Origin of the sequence: Pedobacter endophyticus, from assembly GCF_015679185.1 — a bacterium.
Taxonomy (GTDB): Bacteria; Bacteroidota; Bacteroidia; order Sphingobacteriales; family Sphingobacteriaceae; genus Pedobacter; species Pedobacter endophyticus.
This window is the reverse complement of record NZ_CP064939.1, coordinates 3,284,188-3,300,969: the sequence shown is the minus strand read 5'-3', so window position 1 is coordinate 3,300,969 and position 16,782 is coordinate 3,284,188. Positions and strand designations below refer to the sequence as shown.

The following is a 16,782-nucleotide window of genomic DNA, read 5'->3' as shown; positions in this document are numbered from 1 at the left end:
TGCAAGCGATAAACATATTACTTAAACACAGCACTGCTCAAAATTGACAGGCCGCTAAATGGGGTTGTGCTATCAGCAAGTTAGTGCAGGTAGGTTAGAGATCCTTCGCTGCGCTCAGGATGACAGCAAAAAAATCCCGTCTCGGTTTTCATCGGGACGGGATTGTAAATTTATATTCTAAGTAAATTACTGAAATTGGCCGCCGCTCATTCTTACCATTTGCAAGCTTTCAAAAACCATTTTCTGGTTGTACTCAAATGCTAAGCTTTTGTGGTTGATCACGTCAACAATGGTACCAATAGCACATAAACCACCGGTAAAGAAGTACAAAATTCCCATCCCGATTTGGCCGATTACAAAGCGGTGTATCCCGGCGAAACCCAAAAATCCAATCAGGGCCAGCAACAAGATTTCTGATGGTTGCTTTCTGCGGCTTCCGTAAATCATTAAAAAATTACGCAATTGTTGTTCGTTTAATCCTGTGGTTGCTTGTTGTAAGTAGGCGTATTCTTCTGGCGTTATACCTGGTAACGACATTAGGGGCGATTGAAATATATCCATGGTTTCTATGTATTTGTTGTTAAAATTTTCGATGTTGTGTTATTTCTTATCAAACTGTAAATTCTATAAATTATAATTAAAAGCGCTGGCAAACCGAACCAATGTTCTGCAAAACTCGATGCGAACTCACCATGTAAAATAAGGCTTATCGACCTGCCCAATCCGCATCCGGGACACCATCCCTCGTAGCCCAAATTGGCCAGCGGACAAAGCGTAAAGTGATGCTCATGTGCGTTTGCTGCTGCCAGCAACACTAAAGCCGTCGTCCAGAACATCAGTTCAAGTGGAAAGTTTTTAATGTGCTTCATGCTTTCAATTTATATATTTTAGAGGATTTCGGCATTGCTTTGTTACAAGAATATCGCTTTAATCGACGAAAGGTAAATAAAAACCGACAAATTTAGATTTGTACCCGAGAAACCGGGCGCCCAATGTCATTTAGTTAAGCTCGCCGGGTGTCATCCGATACCTATCGGATCTGAGCGGAGTCGAAGACCTTTTCTGTAGGAAAAAACAAATAAACATCGCCCTTCGACTAAGCCTGTATTGAGCATTTCGACTACGCTCAATACAAGCTCAAGTCGAAATGCTCAGGGTGACAATGTTTTTGTTTTTTCCTTAAATAAATGACATGGGGCGGCGGCCTGCGCTTAAAGCCTGGGAATCACTTTTAACTTTTCTTACCTAACTTTCGCTCTTTTCTTTGTATGCCAACGCCAAAAAAACGATGCACCAGGTTACCACGGAAGCACAAAAAACAGGGAAAAAATTGTAGTTATTTTCCGTGATTTCCATGTCTCCGTGGCTAATTTATTTTTGTATGAGGTTTTTCCTCTTCTTGAAAGTGAACGTTCGGTGTACATGGCGGCCGCAGGCATCTGCCCTTCGACTCCGCTCAGGGTGACAATGTTTCTTAGTTTTATCCTGGCGGTGTTAATGGGTTATCCACTAAAAAAGTCTTCTACTGAGTTTATCTTCAGCGAAGTGGAAAGGCTCAGATCCGATAGCTATCGGATGACACTGATTAGGCTTAACTGAACGACATTGACCGGATTTTACCGAAGCCGCACAGACTTAGCGCTACAAAAAAATTGAGTAAGCACTAAATGCATCTCAATCACATCTGGCCGGAAACAAATGAAAAGGTAAAGCACAAACTTAAAAAACCTTTGATAAAGTTGCGGGTTAATACTAAAGATAAGCTTATTTTTGTGCCTTGAACATTCGCGATTTAATAAACAGATACAAAACCGACGATAGGGTAACCGAGTTTACCAAAGCGTTAAACGCCTCTAAAAGTCCAAAAATACAATTAAAGGGGTTAGTTGGTTCTGCCGATGCCATTGTGGCGCTTTCGTCTTACTTCTTACTCCACAAGCCTTTGTTTTTTGTTCTTCCAGATCGGGAAGAGGCGGCTTACTTTCAGTCGGATTTAGAGGGAGTTTTAGATAAACAGGTGTTATTATTTCCATCCTCGTACCGTAAATCGTTCGATTTTACGCAGGTTGACACAGCAAATGTTTTGGCTCGTGCGGAGGTTTTAAACGAATTAAATCATGATTCTGAATTTGGCAAAATCGTGGTTTCCTATCCCGAGGCCATTGCCGAAAAGGTAATTGATCGTTCTGCGCTGGAGAAAAACACGCTGGAAATTAGCCTTGGCGCTAAGCTGGGCATCGATTTCATTAATGAGTTTTTAATTGATTACGATTTCGACAGGCGTGATTTTGTTTACGAACCCGGGCAGTTTTCTATTCGTGGCGGTATTGTCGATATCTTTTCCTTTTCTTCTGATTTGCCTTACCGCATCGAGTTTTTTGGCGATGAGGTAGAAAGTATCCGCAGTTTTGATATTGAAAGTCAGCTTTCGGTAACCGATGTCAAATCACTCACCATTGTACCAAATGTACAGGCCAAGTTTTTAACGGAAAGCAACATCAGCATTCTCGATTATATTGACCAAGATACGCAGCTTTGGCTTAAAGATGTAGAATTTACGCTCGATATTATAAAGGCGGGATATAAAAAGGCGGTTGAGCTTTGGAAGGCTTTGCCCGCGGCAGATAAAGCGCAAAATCCGGAATGGATCGACCCGAAATTTGCCTTTAGCGACGAAAAGTTGCTTGGCGATCACTTCCACGATTTCCCCTTGGTAGAATTTGGAAAGCAATTTTTCTATAAAACCGATCATCGCTTTGAGTTTGAAACGAAGCCCCAGCCATCGTTTAATAAAGATTTTAACCTTTTAATTCATAACTTAAAAGAGAACGAAAAGGCCGGAATTGTAAACTTCATTTTTACCGATTCGCCGAAGCAAATTGAGCGTTTGTACGCCATTTTAGATGATATTGATAAAACAGCCAAGTTTACGCCCATTAACAGCATGTTGAGGGAGGGCTTTGTTGATCCGGAAATCCAAACCGCGTTTTATACCGATCACCAGATTTTTGACCGCTACTATAAATACAAGCTTAAAAAAGGCTACCAAAAGAGCCAGGCGATTACACTTAAAGATCTTCGCGAATTAAAATCGGGCGATTACGTTACGCATATCGATCATGGTATTGGAAAATATGCGGGATTGGAAAAGGTAGAAGTGAATGGCAAAACGCAGGAAATGATTCGCCTGGTGTATGCAGATAATGACCTGCTTTATGTAAACATCAACTCGCTAAACCGCATTGCAAAATACAGCGGAAAGGAAAGCGGTGTGCCGAAGATGAATAAATTGGGTACCGATGCCTGGGATAAGCTGAAGAAAACAACAAAAAAAAAAGTTAAAGACATTGCCCGCGATTTGATTAAGCTTTATGCCCTGCGCAAAACCCAGGCGGGTACGGCTTTTTCTCCCGATGGTTATTTGCAAACCGAATTAGAGGCTTCGTTTATTTACGAGGATACGCCCGATCAGTTGAAAGCCACGCAGGATGTAAAAAAGGATATGGAATCGCCGCATCCGATGGATCGTTTGGTTTGTGGCGATGTGGGTTTCGGCAAAACCGAAATTGCCGTTCGTGCGGCCTTTAAAGCAGTTGCCGAGGGTAAACAGGCCGCAGTGCTCGTACCAACTACTATTTTGGCACTTCAACATTTTAAGACCTTTTCATCTCGCCTAAAAGATTTTCCTGTTACTGTTGATTACATCAATCGTTTTAAAACGAGCAAGCAAATTAAAGATACATTGGCAAGAGCTGCCGAAGGAAAGGTTGACGTTTTAATCGGTACGCACCGTTTGCTGAGCAAAGATGTGAAGTTTAAAGATTTGGGCATCATGATTATCGATGAGGAGCAAAAGTTTGGGGTTGCCGCTAAAGAGCGTTTAAAGGCCATTCGTGTAAATGTTGATACGTTGACACTTACTGCTACGCCGATTCCGCGAACGTTGCACTTCTCGCTAATGGGGGCAAGAGATTTGTCGATTATCAGCACGCCACCGCCCAACCGTCAACCCGTTAGCACCGAACTCCATGTTTTTAATGATAAACTGATTCAGGAGGCGGTTCAGTTTGAGCTTGATCGCGGCGGACAGGTTTTCTTTATTCACAATAGGGTGAACGACCTGACGCAATTGGGCGGAATGATACAGAAACTGGTGCCTAGGGCGAGGATTGGCATCGCACATGGCCAGCTAGACGGCGATGCGCTTGAAGATGTGATGCTTGATTTTATTAACGGCGAAAAAGACGTTTTGGTGGCCACCACCATTATTGAGGCCGGCCTCGATATTCCGAACGCCAACACCATCATCATCAACCATGCCCACATGTTCGGTTTGAGCGATTTGCACCAAATGCGTGGTCGTGTGGGGCGTAGCAATAAGAAAGCTTTCTGTTATTTACTGTCGCCACCGTTATCTACGCTTACTTCTGAAGCCAGAAAACGCTTAAGTGCCATTGAAGAGTTTTCTGACCTTGGAAGCGGTTTCAACGTAGCCATGCGAGATTTGGACATCCGCGGTAGTGGAAATTTACTGGGCGCCGAGCAAAGTGGTTTCATTGCCGAAATCGGGTTCGAAATGTATCATAAAATTTTGGATGAGGCCATTCAGGAATTGAAAGAAGCTGAGTTTAAAGGCTTATTTGAGAACGAGCCGCAGCGTCCGTTTGTGGGATTTACACAGGTTGATACCGATTTAGAGCTTTACATTCCCGATGCCTACATTACCAATATTACTGAGCGTTACAACCTGTATACGGAGCTATCGAAGCTTGAAAATGAGACTGAGCTCGCCGTTTTCGAAAAGCATTTGGCCGATCGTTTCGGGCCGGTTCCACAGCAGGTAAAAACTATGTTGAGCGTGGTGCGCTTGCAATGGCTTGGAAAAAAGCTGGGCTTTGAAAAAATTAGTTTTAAGAAGAATAGTTTACGTGGCTATTTTCTAAGCGATAAGCAATCGGCTTACTTCGATTCAAATACTTTTACCAAGATCTTATCTTTTGCTCAAAATCATCCTCGAATGTGTAACTTAAAAGAGGTTAAAAACACTTTGCGCATCGCTTTTGATAATGTAAGCACGGTTGATGAGGCGATTCAAACTTTAGAATTAATTGATTAAAAACGTTAATTCAGTCAGTCGACTGACTGAATTAACGTTAATTGCGTCAATGCATTGACTGAATTAACGTTTTTTGTTTATATTTGACTTATGCAAGGTCAAATTTCGAGATATTTAAAATCAACAATTCTTGGAAAGATAGGTAAGAATAAAGTTGTTTTGCTTTTTGGAACGCGGCGGGTTGGCAAAACCTGGCTCATTGAACAAATTGCTGCAGAAGCTGGCATTGAAAGTCTTTTTTTAAATGGAGAAGATCAAGATGTTCAGAAGCTGCTTTCAACAAGAACCGCAGCCAATTACAAGCGAATTTTAGGCAATGTAAAGCTGCTGATCATTGACGAGGCCCAAACGATACCTGAGATTGGAAAAATCTTGAAGCTGGTAATCGACACTTTTAAAGATTTAACCATTATTGCAAGTGGCTCTTCGGCTTTCGATCTTTCCAACCAAACAGGGGAACCATTAACGGGGAGAAGTTTAACCTATTACTTGTATCCCATTGCCCAGTTGGAGTTGGCACAATATGAAAACGGATTGCAAACGGCTCAAAACCTCGAAGAAAGGTTGATTTTTGGCGCTTACCCTGAAATATTTCAGTTGGATACCGTTGGCGAAAAAAGTCAATATTTAACAGAACTGGTTAAATCGTACTTACTAAAAGATATTTTGATGTACGAAACCGTTCAGAATAGCAGTAAGTTACTAGAATTGTTAAAATTAATTGCCTTTCAGGTCGGTTCGGAAGTGTCGATAGATGAACTTGCTCGATCTTTGGCGATTAGCAAAAATACCGTCGATCGTTACCTTGACTTGCTATCAAAAGTGTTCATTATTTTTAAAGTTGGTGGTTACAGCAACAACTTACGAAAAGAGGTTACAAAATTATCGAAATGGTACTTTTACGATAACGGCATTCGAAATGCGATACTTAACGATTTTAGATTAATGCCGATTCGTAATGATCAGGGCCTTTTGTGGGAAAATTACTTGTTTAGCGAACGAATAAAAAAGATGTCTTACCAGCAACAAAACGTACAACACTATTTTTGGCGCACCTACGATCAGCAGGAGATTGATTTTATTGAAACAAAGGAAGGCGCTATTACGGCGGTAGATTTTAAATGGGGCAATCGAAAAAAGAAGATTCCCGGTTTCTTTGCCAAAAACTATCCCAACGCAACGTTTTCAATCGGTAACAAAGAAAACTATTTAGATTTTATACTGTAACATGAACCCGAAAATATTACTCGATTTAGTAAAAATGCAAATGCCCTACGGAAAGTATAAAGGCGCACTGATTTGCAATATCCCAGAAAGTTATTTGCTTTGGTACAAGGATAAGGGCTTTCCGAAAGGAAGATTGGGCGAGTTAATGGCTACCATGTTCGAAATCAGGGTTAATGGCTTGGAGTATCTATTAACGCCGTTGAAAAATCAGCATCGATAACTTCGAACGCTAGTCATCCGATGAATAAGTAAACAGCCGTAAATATTCATCGGATGTGTTCAAACTGCGGAAATACTATGCGTAATCTGCGGTATTTTCTGAAAGAGAAGACCGAAATTTATTTTCCAATTCTGATGAAAACACGCAGGCTGAACTCAATGAACTGCTTTCTTTAAATCGAGCCCTTTTCGTTTAGCATTTTTCTCCTTAATCTTCTTCATCACTTTTCTGAAGTTTGCGAGTTCCTCCTCTGTCCACGGCTCAGATTTAGTTGATAGGTCTATATTTTTTGCTTCTTTGATAAGTCCCATAATTTTAGCTTTTGAAATATTGTGATATAAGTCTTAACGCGGCACTTGTTTGAATAAACATTCTAAGCCCCCGAAAATGTGTTGCAAAAAGTGTTTGCTCATAATGTTGGATCAATGCAGACTTTGCGTCAAATGCGACAAAGCCCTCATAGCCCCGGTCAACGGAAACCTTACAGGCATAAGCAACTAAATTTCCAGGAACGCCTAAATACACCTTTCCTTTGCCTCTATTAAATTTTGAGCTTTCAATCAAGTGCATAAAATGTGGTCTTGTTTGTCCTCTATACTTAGTAATCCCTGAATAATGTTCGGGTTGTTAACCGATGTCAGTTATAAACTTCTTTACTTTTGTCTTTTAACTCATCTAGCCAGTCGAATTGCCAGTTCGTCTTTTTAATCTGTTTAACATCTGGTTCTGTTAATTTAACTATTTGAGTATCAAAAACCTCTCCAGTAATAATATTCTCTATGGAATTAGTTAACTTATCAACCTTAAAACTGAGTCCTTTATCCACTCAATAAATCTACTAAAATTCTGCCAGTTCGACAAGTAATTTCTAAGTTATCGACTGGTGTGGTAAACTGCTAAAGTGGGGTCAATAACTACTCGCGTATATAGCTGTATTGAATACTTTTTCCCTGCAATGATCTGTACCTTAATCTGTTGTATAAGTTTTCGACCACATAAAAACATAGGTCACATAGCTCAGCGTAAAAAACTATGTTTTCTATGTGCCTATGTGGTCAATTTCCTGGTTACATATAGAACATCGTCGTATTTTAACCCCAAACATCGATATCTGCATTAAAAACTTTCAAAATAGAATTTAAAGCACAATCTTAGTGTCATTATTAATGCAATCACATGAAAGATATTATTACACAAATCTTCGAGATAGAGAACAAGATCAAACCAGAGGATATTGCTCAATTTAAAAGGAATTTTCAGCGCATTTACCACGAGCTGGAGCAAGAGGGCTATACCATCATTAATCCGTTAGGGCAAATTTACGACGAACGAGACGTTTCTATTGAAGCCAATATTGCCGATAATGGCGTAAAAATAACCAAGGTTTTAAAGCCTGCCGTTTATAAAATGGAGAGTGATGGCAGTAATACGCTGATACAAAAAGCGGTAGTAATTGTTGGGTAACATGGAGAATATAAATTTTGGTATCGATTTAGGCACAACCAACTCGGGCATAGGCAAATTTTATCAGGGAAAGGTTAATATATTTAAAAACCCGGTTGGTTTTCGCGACACGCTTCCATCGGTGGTAGCTTACCGAAACTCGCGAATTTTGGTAGGCGACAAAGCCCGCGAACTCATTTCGGTGCAGCCAGAAAACGTTTTTTCGAGCTTCAAGCGCAAAATGGGCAGCGAGCATATCTACGCAGTGCCTGCGATAAATGAAAACAAAACGGCGATTAATTTTTCGGAACTGGTATTAAGGGAGTTGATTAATTTTGTGGGCGATGATAAACCAACCGCCGCTGTAATTACCATCCCGGCATCGTTTGATACCATTCAATCAAACGCCACTAAAACCGCAGGCTACAATGCCGGCCTGCAAGAAATAGTGCTTTTGCAAGAGCCAATTGCCGCGTGTTTGGCTTATGCCAATCTGCAAAACATTCCCATTAACGAAGATAAAACCTGGTTGGTGTACGATTTCGGCGGCGGAACTTTTGATGTTGCGCTGGTAAACATAAATAATCGCGAACTGAAGGTGATGGACCATGAAGGCAACAACTTTTTAGGTGGGCTAGATATCGATAATTTGATGGTTGAGCATATTTTGTGCCCCGTTTTAGAAAGCGAGTTAGGAATAAGCGATTTATGGAAGCAAATAGTCGGCACGGAAGACAGCCCCTATAAAAAGCTCTTTTTCGAGTTACTTTATCGGGCAGAGGAAGCTAAAAAGGAATTATCCATCAAGGAAAGTGCATTTGTTGAACTGGATATAGACTCGAAATTTATCGAACTGGAAATTACAAGGCAACGTTTTAACGAACTGATTCACCCCAAGGTAATCGAAACGATTACGCTCACCAATCGGTTATTGCAAAAGAACAGCATTTCAAAACACCAGATTGAACGGATTATTCTGGTTGGGGGCACCACCTACATTCCTTATGTTAAAACCACATTGCAAAAGGAATTTGCTACCATTGTAGATTCGAGCATCGACCCAACCACGGCAATTATTGTGGGTGCCAGCTATTATGCAGGCACCAAAACCAGGCAGCTTAGCACGTCTATAACTGACGAAAAGGAAGTGCAAACGATGCTGAACGATGTAAAATTGGCGTACGAAGTAAATTCGCAAGATGATGATGAGTTGCTGGTTGCTTTGGTTCCGAACGAGTTTTCGGGCTATTACAGAATTACCAGAAGCGATGGCGGCTTTGATACCGGGTTGATTACTTTCCACTCTCGATTTACCGAGTTTTTGAAACTGATTCCGAAAAACAGTAACTTTTTTAACGTGAAGATTTTTGACAAGTATCAAAATCTGGTGTACGAAAAAGAAAATCTCGTAATCAATCACGGCATTTATAACATTACCGGCCAGCCTTTACCTAATGATATTTGCCTGGAGATAGATGACAGTTTGGGCACTACTTACCTCGAAAAGATTTTTAGAAAGAACGACATTCTGCCGCTCTCGAAAAAGCTTTACAAAACCATATCCAAACCAATTTTGAAGGATTCTGGCGAGAAGTTAATTATCAACATTGTTGAGGGCAGGGCAGAAACTTCACCCGCGAGCAACCTTTGTATCGGGTATTTAGAAATTAAATCGGAAATGTTATCGGCCAACTTGTTAAAAGGTACCGACATTGAGATCGATTTCGAGATTAGCGAATCAAGAGATTTAACGGTTAACGTTTTTATTGGCGCAATCGATTTGGAAATTACCGAGGTTTTTAATGCTTCTGCGAAACAGGTTTCACCATCAAAAATTCAGCACGAACTCGAAAATTCGTTAATCAATGTTGATGAGGAGTTACTTTCTTCCCATCATCAAGAATACAGCCCCACTATTGATCAACTTAACGATGTGCGCTTAGAAATAATTGATCTGTTGAGGGAATTGATTGAGATTGAAGGCGATTTGGTTACGGACCGGATTTACAACATAGATGAGCGCAAACGAAAAGTATTTCAAATTTACGACGATCTGGTGCGCAGAAAACACCTGTTGGCCGAGATCGATAACTATCAGACTTCCAAAATGGAGGTTAAAGAATCGTTACTCCTTAAACCAAATCCCCGAATCGAGGGTCTTTTTAATAAGGTGATTAAAAACGAAGCGCAGTTTTTGAATTCGAACCAGCTATCGTTGATCAAATCGAAAACTAAAGAGCTGGATAAAATCAGCAATGAGATTTATTATCAGGAAGATGAATCGTATATTAACCTATTTTATTTTTACGCCTACCGTGAGCTGAACGAATATGCTGATGAAAAGCTGGCAAGAAACTTTATTAATGGAGGCGAAAAGGCAATTGCAGAAGCTAATTACAAAGAGTTAAGAGGGATTATTAATGGTTTATACAGCCTCTTGAAAGAGAAGCCAAAAAATTATTTCGATGATAAAGACGGGACGTTGGGCCTGAAGTAATAGACATGTTCAATTGATATATGTACTCTTTTTGGGTTATATCTAGCGTTAGCATGAACAGTCGTCATCCTACCATTGACGTTTTCGTCATTGCGAAATCGGTCTTTCATCGATTGAAGCAATCTCATTAGCGATTTATTGCAGAAGAGATTGCTGCCCATACGTTCAGGCGGACGCGTGAAAGGACGGATGGTCGAAAGAGGGCGAGTGAGTGGGCAAGGACGGTGAGATTTAGGTTACAGATGCTTTCCCGAGAAATCCTATCGTGTGGACACATCTCGTTTTTTGCGCCGTCATTCCCGCGCCGGCGGTCCCGTACGTACGGGATTAATGCTCGGTACCGAATATATTGCGCATTAAGATCCCCGGTCAAGCTGGGGATGACGACCGTTCATAGAAACCGCCCTAAAATATGTTGTCATTTCAGCTCGCAAAACGATGCTTCAAAGATGTGTCCTGACGAAAGAAGAAATCGGCACAGGTCGGCTGACACAAACCCGCCCTCGCAATGACGAACGAACACCTCCCACTATAAAGCACGCTCACTTTTTGTTCAAAGCAATAATCGCTCTAACCACAAACATGGCGATAAAAACAAATGGCGTAATGGAGCTGATGCCCGCCTCTGCAGCAATTACCAACACGATAATTGCCAACACAATTAATACAACCGCGATAATTGTTTTTGAGAGAAAACTGCCATCAGATTTCTCTTGCAAATTTGGGTAAACCCAACTCAATGCAATTTGCTGGTTACCTTGAAGCGTGCTTTTAAGACTTTCGTCAAAAGCATCAAAAAACGTAGCGGCATACAACACTTTGCCTAAATAATGCTTGGTACCAGGATCTGTTTTTTGCCTTTCGGATATGGCGTTGTTTATCCGCAACACATCTTCATCAAAATAGCCCGGTGCTAAGGTGCTCAACAAATAAAAATAACCTTCTTCTACAGAAAAGGCGTTGGCCTTTGCAAAAGCAATACATTGATTCGTTTCTATGGCCGAAATGAGGGCATGGTTTTTTGTAACAAAACTTTCGCAGATTTCTTCCCGCAGTTCTTCTTCCACCAAAAAATCGTAGTTTAAAAAAACACTTCTCAAAGTAGTCCAATCGCCATCGCGAACGCTTTTCTTTACAAAATCGCGGGTGTTTGGGGCAAAAGCCTGTTGAAACTCAGCCAGGGTTTCATCGGAAATATGTTCGCGGTTAAGCCTTGCAAAATTTATTCTGCCCGGGTTTTGGCCGACAATAATTGCGATGTTCTTATTCTGAAGAATTGGAAGAAATTTAGTTTTGTATAGCTTTAAAAACGACAACAGATTTTCGATGTCGTTAATTTTAACCGCCGGATTTAGTTTTGCCTCGGCTTTTAAGACTTTTTCGATTTTGATAATGTCTTTCGCATCATCGTAATTCAGGTGCGGAATTTGTTTTTTTACCAACTCCAAGAGCGTGAGCTGGATCATTACATTTGGCTTCTGGTCATTTCAAACCGTAGTTAATTTAATTTATAGGGTGCCACCAGATGAAATTCGGGAATATCTACCTCAAATTCAGCTTCATCCATCAGGCGCTTCATTAAGTAGGCACCCCTCATGGTGCCCATGTCGGTTTTAAGGTTACAGCCGGAAACATATACATGCGCATCTCCCGGTTCGATAATCGGCTGAACACCTACTACACCTTCGCCCTCAACTTCTCTTCGACTGCTATTGGAATCGAAAATAAACCATTGCCGACGCATAAGCTGTACCGCATAATCAGTAAGATTGGCAATTTCAACCCGATAGGCAAACATGAAGTGTTCATTCGCCGGATTCGAATATTCTGGCTGGTATACCGTTTCTACCGAAACTTTAACCCCGTCTGTAATAGCTGTTACCATGATGATTTACTAAGATAAAAAAAACGAGTCAAAAATCAAGCCATTACTGCGGTTGCATCATAGTTGGCAAATTTTTCTGCCACTTCGGCTAAAATGCTGTAAATGTTGTTGATATCTGGCTCGGCGACTAAACGCATGCGGTACGGTTTAAAATCTGGCAATCCCTTAAAGTAATTTGCATAATGTCTGCGCATCTCGAAGATTCCCGTCTTTGGCCCTTTCCATTCGAGCGATTTGTCGAGGTGGGTTCTGCAAACATTTATCCTTTCTTCAATGGTGGGCCCGGGTAAATGCTCTCCGGTTTTAAAAAAGTGCTTTACTTCGCGAAAAATCCAGGGGTAACCAATCGCAGCCCTTCCAATCATAATGCCATCCACTTCATATTCCATGCGCCAGTTTGCAGCTTTTTCTGGACTATCAACATCTCCATTGCCAAAAATCGGGATTTTAATGCGTGGATTGCGCTTAATCTCGCGAATTAAAGTCCAGTCGGCCTCACCTTTATACAATTGTGCCCTTGTTCTACCGTGGATGGTTAAGGCCTGTATGCCCACATCCTGAAGGCGCTCGGCCACTTCGTAAACGTTTTTCGTGTTATCATCCCAACCCAAACGAGTTTTAACGGTAACCGGCAAATGTGATGCCTTAACAACGGCCTCCGTCATTTTAACCATCTTATCAATATCTCTGAGTAAGCTCGATCCGGCGCCTTTGCAAACTACATTTTTAACCGGACAGCCATAGTTAATATCAACCAGGTCGGGCCCCGCAGCCGCAGCAATTTCCGCAGCCTCACGCATATGATCGATATCACCACCAAAAATCTGAATCCCAATTGGCCTTTCATACTCAAAAATGTCGAGCTTTTGCCTGCTTTTTGCCGCATCGCGAATTAAGCCTTCGGACGAAATAAACTCGGTATACATTAAATCGGCTCCGTTTTGTTTACAGACAAACCGAAACGGCGGATCGCTAACATCTTCCATCGGCGCAAGCAATAACGGGAACTCGCCTAAATCTATATTTCCTATCTTTACAGACATTATCTATCTTCAACAATTAATAAAAACATACAAAGGTACAAATAATGAATCTTGTAAAACCTAATAAGGAGGAAATCAATCCGTTCTTACAATTACTTTTACTTTTATTTTACGCACTGATTGGGGGCCTGGTTTTCGGTCTGATCGCCGTTGTTATCGATACCATGATATACGGAATGAGCTTTTTCAGCAATTTTTCGCTAATGATGGCGGGCGACCCAAAGTATATTGACGGGCTAAAAATCATCCAGATTTTTAGTTCAATAGGCACATTTATTGCCCCGCCGCTTGCACTTGCCTTAACCGAAGGGCAGCCAATTACACGCTTTTACGGCTTTAAAAACCCTAAACCTTTGTTGGCGGGCCTGGTGTTTCTAATCATGGTGGCCAGTATGCCATTTATGGAATGGACGGTGGTTATTAACCAAAAACTGGTGCTTCCCGATTTTTTGAAGGGCCTGGAGCAGTGGATGAAGGAAAAGGAAGATGAGGCCATGAAACTCACCATTCAACTGCTTACGGTAAGAAACAATTTCGACTTCGTTGTAAACCTGATCATGATTGCGGTATTGCCGGCCATTGGCGAAGAATTAATGTTTCGGGGAGGGGTTCAACGATCGATAAACAAAGCGTTTAACAGCCCGCATTTGGCCATTTGGCTTACGGCTATTATTTTTAGCGCCATCCATGTTCAGTTTTACGGCTTTATTCCCCGCATGCTTTTAGGCGCAGGTTTCGGCTATCTTTACTACTTTAGTGGAAGCATTTGGTACGCCATATTGGCCCACTTTTTAAATAATGCCTATGCTGTATGTGCGGCTTTTTACATGCAAAAGCATAACATGCCGCTGGATAAAGCCGACGAGCCACTTGGTTTTGCATGGTACGGCTATTTAATTAGTGCAATAATTACCATAGCTTTGTTTAAATTTTTTAAAGACAGCACAACAAGTGAACGAAAATTGGATTAAAGTATACACCTCGAGCGACGTATTTGCGGCAGAGGTTTTAAAACAGGGGCTGGAAGAGGCAGGGATTCCGGCCGTAACCATTAACAAGCAAATTTCTGCCTACAACATTGGTGAGGTAGTTGTGATGGTAAATAAATCTGATTTTGATAAAGCCATCGAATATATCGTTCAAAACGAAATTGAATAGGAGTTGATCTTAACCTGCCAGAACCAAACCCTAAAATGAAAACCAGAGCCATAACCGCTTTCTTTTTTACCATTATAATGTTGGGCTCGATTTTAGAGAGTTACCTATTTTCGGCTTTTTACCTTGTTTTGAGCGTGCTTTCGCTGTTCGAATTTTACAAACTGATCAAAAATTCTGGAATCCGTCCGCACAGGAATATCGGATTAACAGCTGGTGCTTTGATTTTTTTGATGGCAGCCGGGTTGCATTACCTCGAGTACGATGTTAAATATCTGCTGCTTTGTATTCCGTTGATTTTTTCGGTGTTTATTGCTGAACTTTATAAAAAGAACAAAATTCCCTTCGCCAATATTTCTTACACCTTTGTAGGCTTTGCGTACGTAACCATTCCGTTTTGTTTTTTTCATGCACTCGGTTTTTTGAGCGACTGGAACGAGTACAACTTTCATTACCCGCTCGCTTTTTTGCTCATGTTATGGGGCAATGACACGGGGGCGTACCTGTTCGGCGTAAAATATGGCAAGCGCAAATTGTTTGAGCGCCATTCGCCCAAAAAAAGCTGGGAAGGCTTTTTCGGCGGAATGTTTACAAGCTTACTTGTAGGGGTTATTCTATCTTTCATATTTACCGAGAGTTCGCTTTGGGTATGGGCCGGAATGGCGGTGCTAATTGCTAGTTTTGGTACCTTGGGCGATTTGATAGAATCGATGCTGAAACGCAGTTTGGATACCAAAGACAGCGGCGGCTTATTGCCTGGCCACGGCGGTTTGCTCGATCGCTTTGACGGCCTGTTATTAGCTGCACCAGTAGTTTACGCTTATTTGTACTTAATTTTGTATTAAGCGGTTGCTCAATGTCATTTAGGTAAGGAAAAAACAAAAAACATTGTCACCCTGAGCGGAGTCGAAGGGCGATGTTTATTTGTTTTTTCCTACAGAAAAGGTCTTCGACTCCGCTCAGACTGACATCCGTCGTGTTAACTAAACGACATTAAGCGGTTGCTTCAACTAAATAATAACTTCTTTCTACCTCAATACCTTTATCATCTGCAATCCGTTCGCGTTTAGCGATGGCTTTTACATTTTTAAACCCTGCAACAGCTATCAGATGGATCACTTCCTCCAAATTGTATAATGTAAAACCATACTTGGTAAAAGGCAGCTTCTCCATAAAACCTCTATCGGCAAATGCGATTACCAATAACCCATTTGAGCGCATAACTCTTTTTATTTCGGTCAAGTAGCCCATCGGGTCGTTCCAAAAGTAGATCGTGTTTACGGTAAAAACCTTATCAAATTTTTCATCCGTAAAGGGGAGGGTAGTTCCGTCGGTTAACTCAAAGTGAATCCTGCCATGTGCTAAAGCGCCTTCGTTTACCTTCTTAGCCTCGTTGATGATCGTTGAAGAAATATCGGCGCCGAAGTACGCTATGTTTTCATTTTTTTCGAGTAAATAATTGATGTGCCCGCCGTTTCCGTGTCCGATTTCTAATACCGCCTCATTTTTTTGGATGTTTAGTGCATCAATTGCAGCGTGCGTCATGCCGGCGTTACTGGCATGCATCATTTTGCCAATCTTAAGGCCATGTTCGCCACTAGGGCAGGCGAGCTGCTCGGCAATACGATTAAAGTCTTTTTCTGTAAGCTTGCTTTCCATAATTAAACCTGTTTGATGCGCTGGCTGGTCAATCAAGTTAAACAAAATTATTTAATTACCTGAACGGGCTTTTTGTGTTCGTCTATAGCTACAAATGTGAATTCGCCATGCACAGCAAGTTCTCTCCCTTCGGCATACATTTGTTCGATGTAAATCTCTACACTAACCTTAAGGCTTGTGTTGCCAATGTGGATTACCTTTCCAATCAATTCTACAATTGTTCCAGCTGGTATTGGCTTTTTAAAATCGATTCTGTCGCTACTAACAGTTACCATAATTTGGCGGCTAAAACGTGTTGCCGTTATAAAAGCTGCCTCATCCATTAAATGCATGGCAGTACCGCCAAATAGTGTATCGTAGTGGTTGGTGGTATTTGGAAACACCGCTTTAAAAATACTCGTTTTTGAGTTTTCGATTCTTTCTTCTAAGGTCATGATTTATTTTTTGCAAATGTAGCCACGGAAACACAGATTTAACAGAAACCTTCGGATTTCTTCAATTCCAAAGCAAATTCCGTTGCCTGTGTCTCCGTGGCGG

Annotated in this window: 18 protein-coding genes; 8 read left to right on the top strand and 10 right to left on the bottom strand. The window is 41.2% G+C overall.

Features of this window, described 5'->3' with window-relative positions; all coding sequences use genetic code 11:
• Positions 1 to 186: 186 nt before the first annotated feature.
• Both IZT61_RS13350 and IZT61_RS13345 read right to left on the bottom strand, forming a co-directional pair.
• Positions 187 to 561, bottom strand: coding sequence for a TM2 domain-containing protein (locus IZT61_RS13350; protein WP_196097394.1), 375 nt, complete (start codon positions 559 to 561; stop codon positions 187 to 189).
• A 5-nt stretch (positions 562 to 566) separates the two neighbouring features.
• The gene (locus tag IZT61_RS13345; RefSeq protein WP_196097393.1) at positions 567 to 869 is read right to left on the bottom strand and encodes a DUF2752 domain-containing protein; all 303 of its coding nucleotides are present in this window, start codon (positions 867 to 869) and stop codon (positions 567 to 569) included.
• Between the two features lie 908 nt (positions 870 to 1,777).
• Between IZT61_RS13345 and mfd the strand changes: the two genes are divergently transcribed.
• From mfd to IZT61_RS13330, 3 genes are all read left to right on the top strand, one after another.
• Positions 1,778 to 5,116, top strand: a complete 3,339-nt coding sequence (gene mfd, locus IZT61_RS13340) for a transcription-repair coupling factor (protein WP_196097392.1) — start codon at positions 1,778 to 1,780, stop codon at positions 5,114 to 5,116.
• A 90-nt stretch (positions 5,117 to 5,206) separates the two neighbouring features.
• Positions 5,207 to 6,343: an ATP-binding protein gene (locus tag IZT61_RS13335; RefSeq protein ID WP_196097391.1), complete on the top strand. Its 1,137-nt coding sequence runs from the start codon at positions 5,207 to 5,209 to the stop codon at positions 6,341 to 6,343.
• Position 6,344: 1 nt separating this feature from the next.
• Complete coding sequence (locus IZT61_RS13330) at positions 6,345 to 6,563, top strand: DUF3820 family protein (protein ID WP_196097390.1); 219 nt, start codon at positions 6,345 to 6,347, stop codon at positions 6,561 to 6,563.
• Positions 6,564 to 6,718: 155 nt separating this feature from the next.
• On the opposite strand, the gene IZT61_RS13325 is transcribed toward IZT61_RS13330, so the two are convergent.
• The 3 genes from IZT61_RS13325 to IZT61_RS22295 all read right to left on the bottom strand — a co-directional run bounded on the left by IZT61_RS13325 (position 6,719) and on the right by IZT61_RS22295 (position 7,389).
• Positions 6,719 to 6,874, bottom strand: coding sequence for a hypothetical protein (locus tag IZT61_RS13325; protein WP_196097389.1), 156 nt, complete (start codon positions 6,872 to 6,874; stop codon positions 6,719 to 6,721).
• Between the two features lie 4 nt (positions 6,875 to 6,878).
• Positions 6,879 to 7,133: a hypothetical protein gene (locus tag IZT61_RS22300; protein ID WP_230383679.1), complete on the bottom strand. Its 255-nt coding sequence runs from the start codon at positions 7,131 to 7,133 to the stop codon at positions 6,879 to 6,881.
• A 67-nt stretch (positions 7,134 to 7,200) separates the two neighbouring features.
• On the bottom strand, positions 7,201 to 7,389 hold the full coding sequence (locus tag IZT61_RS22295; protein WP_230383678.1) for a hypothetical protein: 189 nt from the start codon (positions 7,387 to 7,389) through the stop codon (positions 7,201 to 7,203).
• 350 nt (positions 7,390 to 7,739) lie between these two features.
• Between IZT61_RS22295 and IZT61_RS13315 the strand changes: the two genes are divergently transcribed.
• Together IZT61_RS13315 and IZT61_RS13310 are read left to right on the top strand one after the other, a co-directional pair.
• Positions 7,740 to 8,027, top strand: a complete 288-nt coding sequence (locus tag IZT61_RS13315; protein ID WP_196097388.1) for a hypothetical protein — start codon at positions 7,740 to 7,742, stop codon at positions 8,025 to 8,027.
• Position 8,028: 1 nt separating this feature from the next.
• Complete coding sequence (locus tag IZT61_RS13310; RefSeq protein ID WP_196097387.1) at positions 8,029 to 10,503, top strand: Hsp70 family protein; 2,475 nt, start codon at positions 8,029 to 8,031, stop codon at positions 10,501 to 10,503.
• Positions 10,504 to 11,045: 542 nt separating this feature from the next.
• Here IZT61_RS13310 and IZT61_RS13305 read toward each other — a convergent pair.
• Genes IZT61_RS13305 through dusB form a run of 3 tightly spaced genes read right to left on the bottom strand, consistent with a single transcriptional unit; the run spans position 11,046 to position 13,431 of the window.
• Positions 11,046 to 11,969 (bottom strand): hypothetical protein, encoded by a 924-nt coding sequence (locus IZT61_RS13305; protein ID WP_196097386.1) that lies wholly within the window; start codon positions 11,967 to 11,969, stop codon positions 11,046 to 11,048.
• A gap of 32 nt (positions 11,970 to 12,001) precedes the next feature.
• The gene (gene apaG, locus IZT61_RS13300; RefSeq protein WP_196097385.1) at positions 12,002 to 12,388 is read right to left on the bottom strand and encodes a Co2+/Mg2+ efflux protein ApaG; all 387 of its coding nucleotides are present in this window, start codon (positions 12,386 to 12,388) and stop codon (positions 12,002 to 12,004) included.
• 35 nt (positions 12,389 to 12,423) lie between these two features.
• Positions 12,424 to 13,431, bottom strand: a complete 1,008-nt coding sequence (gene dusB / locus IZT61_RS13295; protein WP_196097384.1) for a tRNA dihydrouridine synthase DusB — start codon at positions 13,429 to 13,431, stop codon at positions 12,424 to 12,426.
• Between the two features lie 44 nt (positions 13,432 to 13,475).
• On the opposite strand from dusB, the gene IZT61_RS13290 reads away from it, so the two are divergent.
• Genes IZT61_RS13290 through IZT61_RS13280 form a run of 3 tightly spaced genes read left to right on the top strand, consistent with a single transcriptional unit; the run spans position 13,476 to position 15,431 of the window.
• Positions 13,476 to 14,402, top strand: a complete 927-nt coding sequence (locus IZT61_RS13290) for a CPBP family intramembrane glutamic endopeptidase (protein ID WP_196097383.1) — start codon at positions 13,476 to 13,478, stop codon at positions 14,400 to 14,402.
• On the top strand, positions 14,383 to 14,589 hold the full coding sequence (locus IZT61_RS13285; RefSeq protein WP_196097382.1) for a putative signal transducing protein: 207 nt from the start codon (positions 14,383 to 14,385) through the stop codon (positions 14,587 to 14,589). The genes IZT61_RS13290 and IZT61_RS13285 overlap by 20 nt, the downstream gene beginning before the upstream one ends.
• Positions 14,590 to 14,624: 35 nt before the next feature.
• A complete protein-coding gene (locus tag IZT61_RS13280; protein WP_196097381.1) occupies positions 14,625 to 15,431 on the top strand; it encodes a phosphatidate cytidylyltransferase in 807 nt (268 codons plus the stop codon).
• Positions 15,432 to 15,579: 148 nt separating this feature from the next.
• On the opposite strand, the gene IZT61_RS13275 is transcribed toward IZT61_RS13280, so the two are convergent.
• Together IZT61_RS13275 and IZT61_RS13270 are read right to left on the bottom strand one after the other, a co-directional pair.
• Positions 15,580 to 16,245, bottom strand: coding sequence for a class I SAM-dependent methyltransferase (locus IZT61_RS13275; RefSeq protein WP_196097380.1), 666 nt, complete (start codon positions 16,243 to 16,245; stop codon positions 15,580 to 15,582).
• Positions 16,246 to 16,292: 47 nt separating this feature from the next.
• Positions 16,293 to 16,679, bottom strand: coding sequence for an acyl-CoA thioesterase (locus tag IZT61_RS13270; protein ID WP_196097379.1), 387 nt, complete (start codon positions 16,677 to 16,679; stop codon positions 16,293 to 16,295).
• Positions 16,680 to 16,782: the final 103 nt, after the last annotated feature.

What these genes read in the sequence shown, in the direction of transcription:
- IZT61_RS13345 (WP_196097393.1), bottom strand. Translation starts at nt 869, where the DNA reads ATGAAGCACATTAAAAACTTTCCACTTGAACTGATGTTCTGGACGACG.
- IZT61_RS22300 (WP_230383679.1), bottom strand. Translation starts at nt 7,133, where the DNA reads ATGCACTTGATTGAAAGCTCAAAATTTAATAGAGGCAAAGGAAAGGTG.
- IZT61_RS13335 (WP_196097391.1), top strand. Translation starts at nt 5,207, where the DNA reads ATGCAAGGTCAAATTTCGAGATATTTAAAATCAACAATTCTTGGAAAG.
- IZT61_RS13350 (WP_196097394.1), bottom strand. Translation starts at nt 561, where the DNA reads ATGGATATATTTCAATCGCCCCTAATGTCGTTACCAGGTATAACGCCA.
- IZT61_RS13315 (WP_196097388.1), top strand. Translation starts at nt 7,740, where the DNA reads ATGAAAGATATTATTACACAAATCTTCGAGATAGAGAACAAGATCAAA.
- IZT61_RS13305 (WP_196097386.1), bottom strand. Translation starts at nt 11,969, where the DNA reads ATGATCCAGCTCACGCTCTTGGAGTTGGTAAAAAAACAAATTCCGCAC.
- IZT61_RS13325 (WP_196097389.1), bottom strand. Translation starts at nt 6,874, where the DNA reads ATGGGACTTATCAAAGAAGCAAAAAATATAGACCTATCAACTAAATCT.
- IZT61_RS13310 (WP_196097387.1), top strand. Translation starts at nt 8,029, where the DNA reads ATGGAGAATATAAATTTTGGTATCGATTTAGGCACAACCAACTCGGGC.
- IZT61_RS13270 (WP_196097379.1), bottom strand. Translation starts at nt 16,679, where the DNA reads ATGACCTTAGAAGAAAGAATCGAAAACTCAAAAACGAGTATTTTTAAA.
- apaG (WP_196097385.1), bottom strand. Translation starts at nt 12,388, where the DNA reads ATGGTAACAGCTATTACAGACGGGGTTAAAGTTTCGGTAGAAACGGTA.
- IZT61_RS13275 (WP_196097380.1), bottom strand. Translation starts at nt 16,245, where the DNA reads ATGGAAAGCAAGCTTACAGAAAAAGACTTTAATCGTATTGCCGAGCAG.
- IZT61_RS13280 (WP_196097381.1), top strand. Translation starts at nt 14,625, where the DNA reads ATGAAAACCAGAGCCATAACCGCTTTCTTTTTTACCATTATAATGTTG.
- dusB (WP_196097384.1), bottom strand. Translation starts at nt 13,431, where the DNA reads ATGTCTGTAAAGATAGGAAATATAGATTTAGGCGAGTTCCCGTTATTG.
- IZT61_RS13290 (WP_196097383.1), top strand. Translation starts at nt 13,476, where the DNA reads ATGAATCTTGTAAAACCTAATAAGGAGGAAATCAATCCGTTCTTACAA.
- IZT61_RS13330 (WP_196097390.1), top strand. Translation starts at nt 6,345, where the DNA reads ATGAACCCGAAAATATTACTCGATTTAGTAAAAATGCAAATGCCCTAC.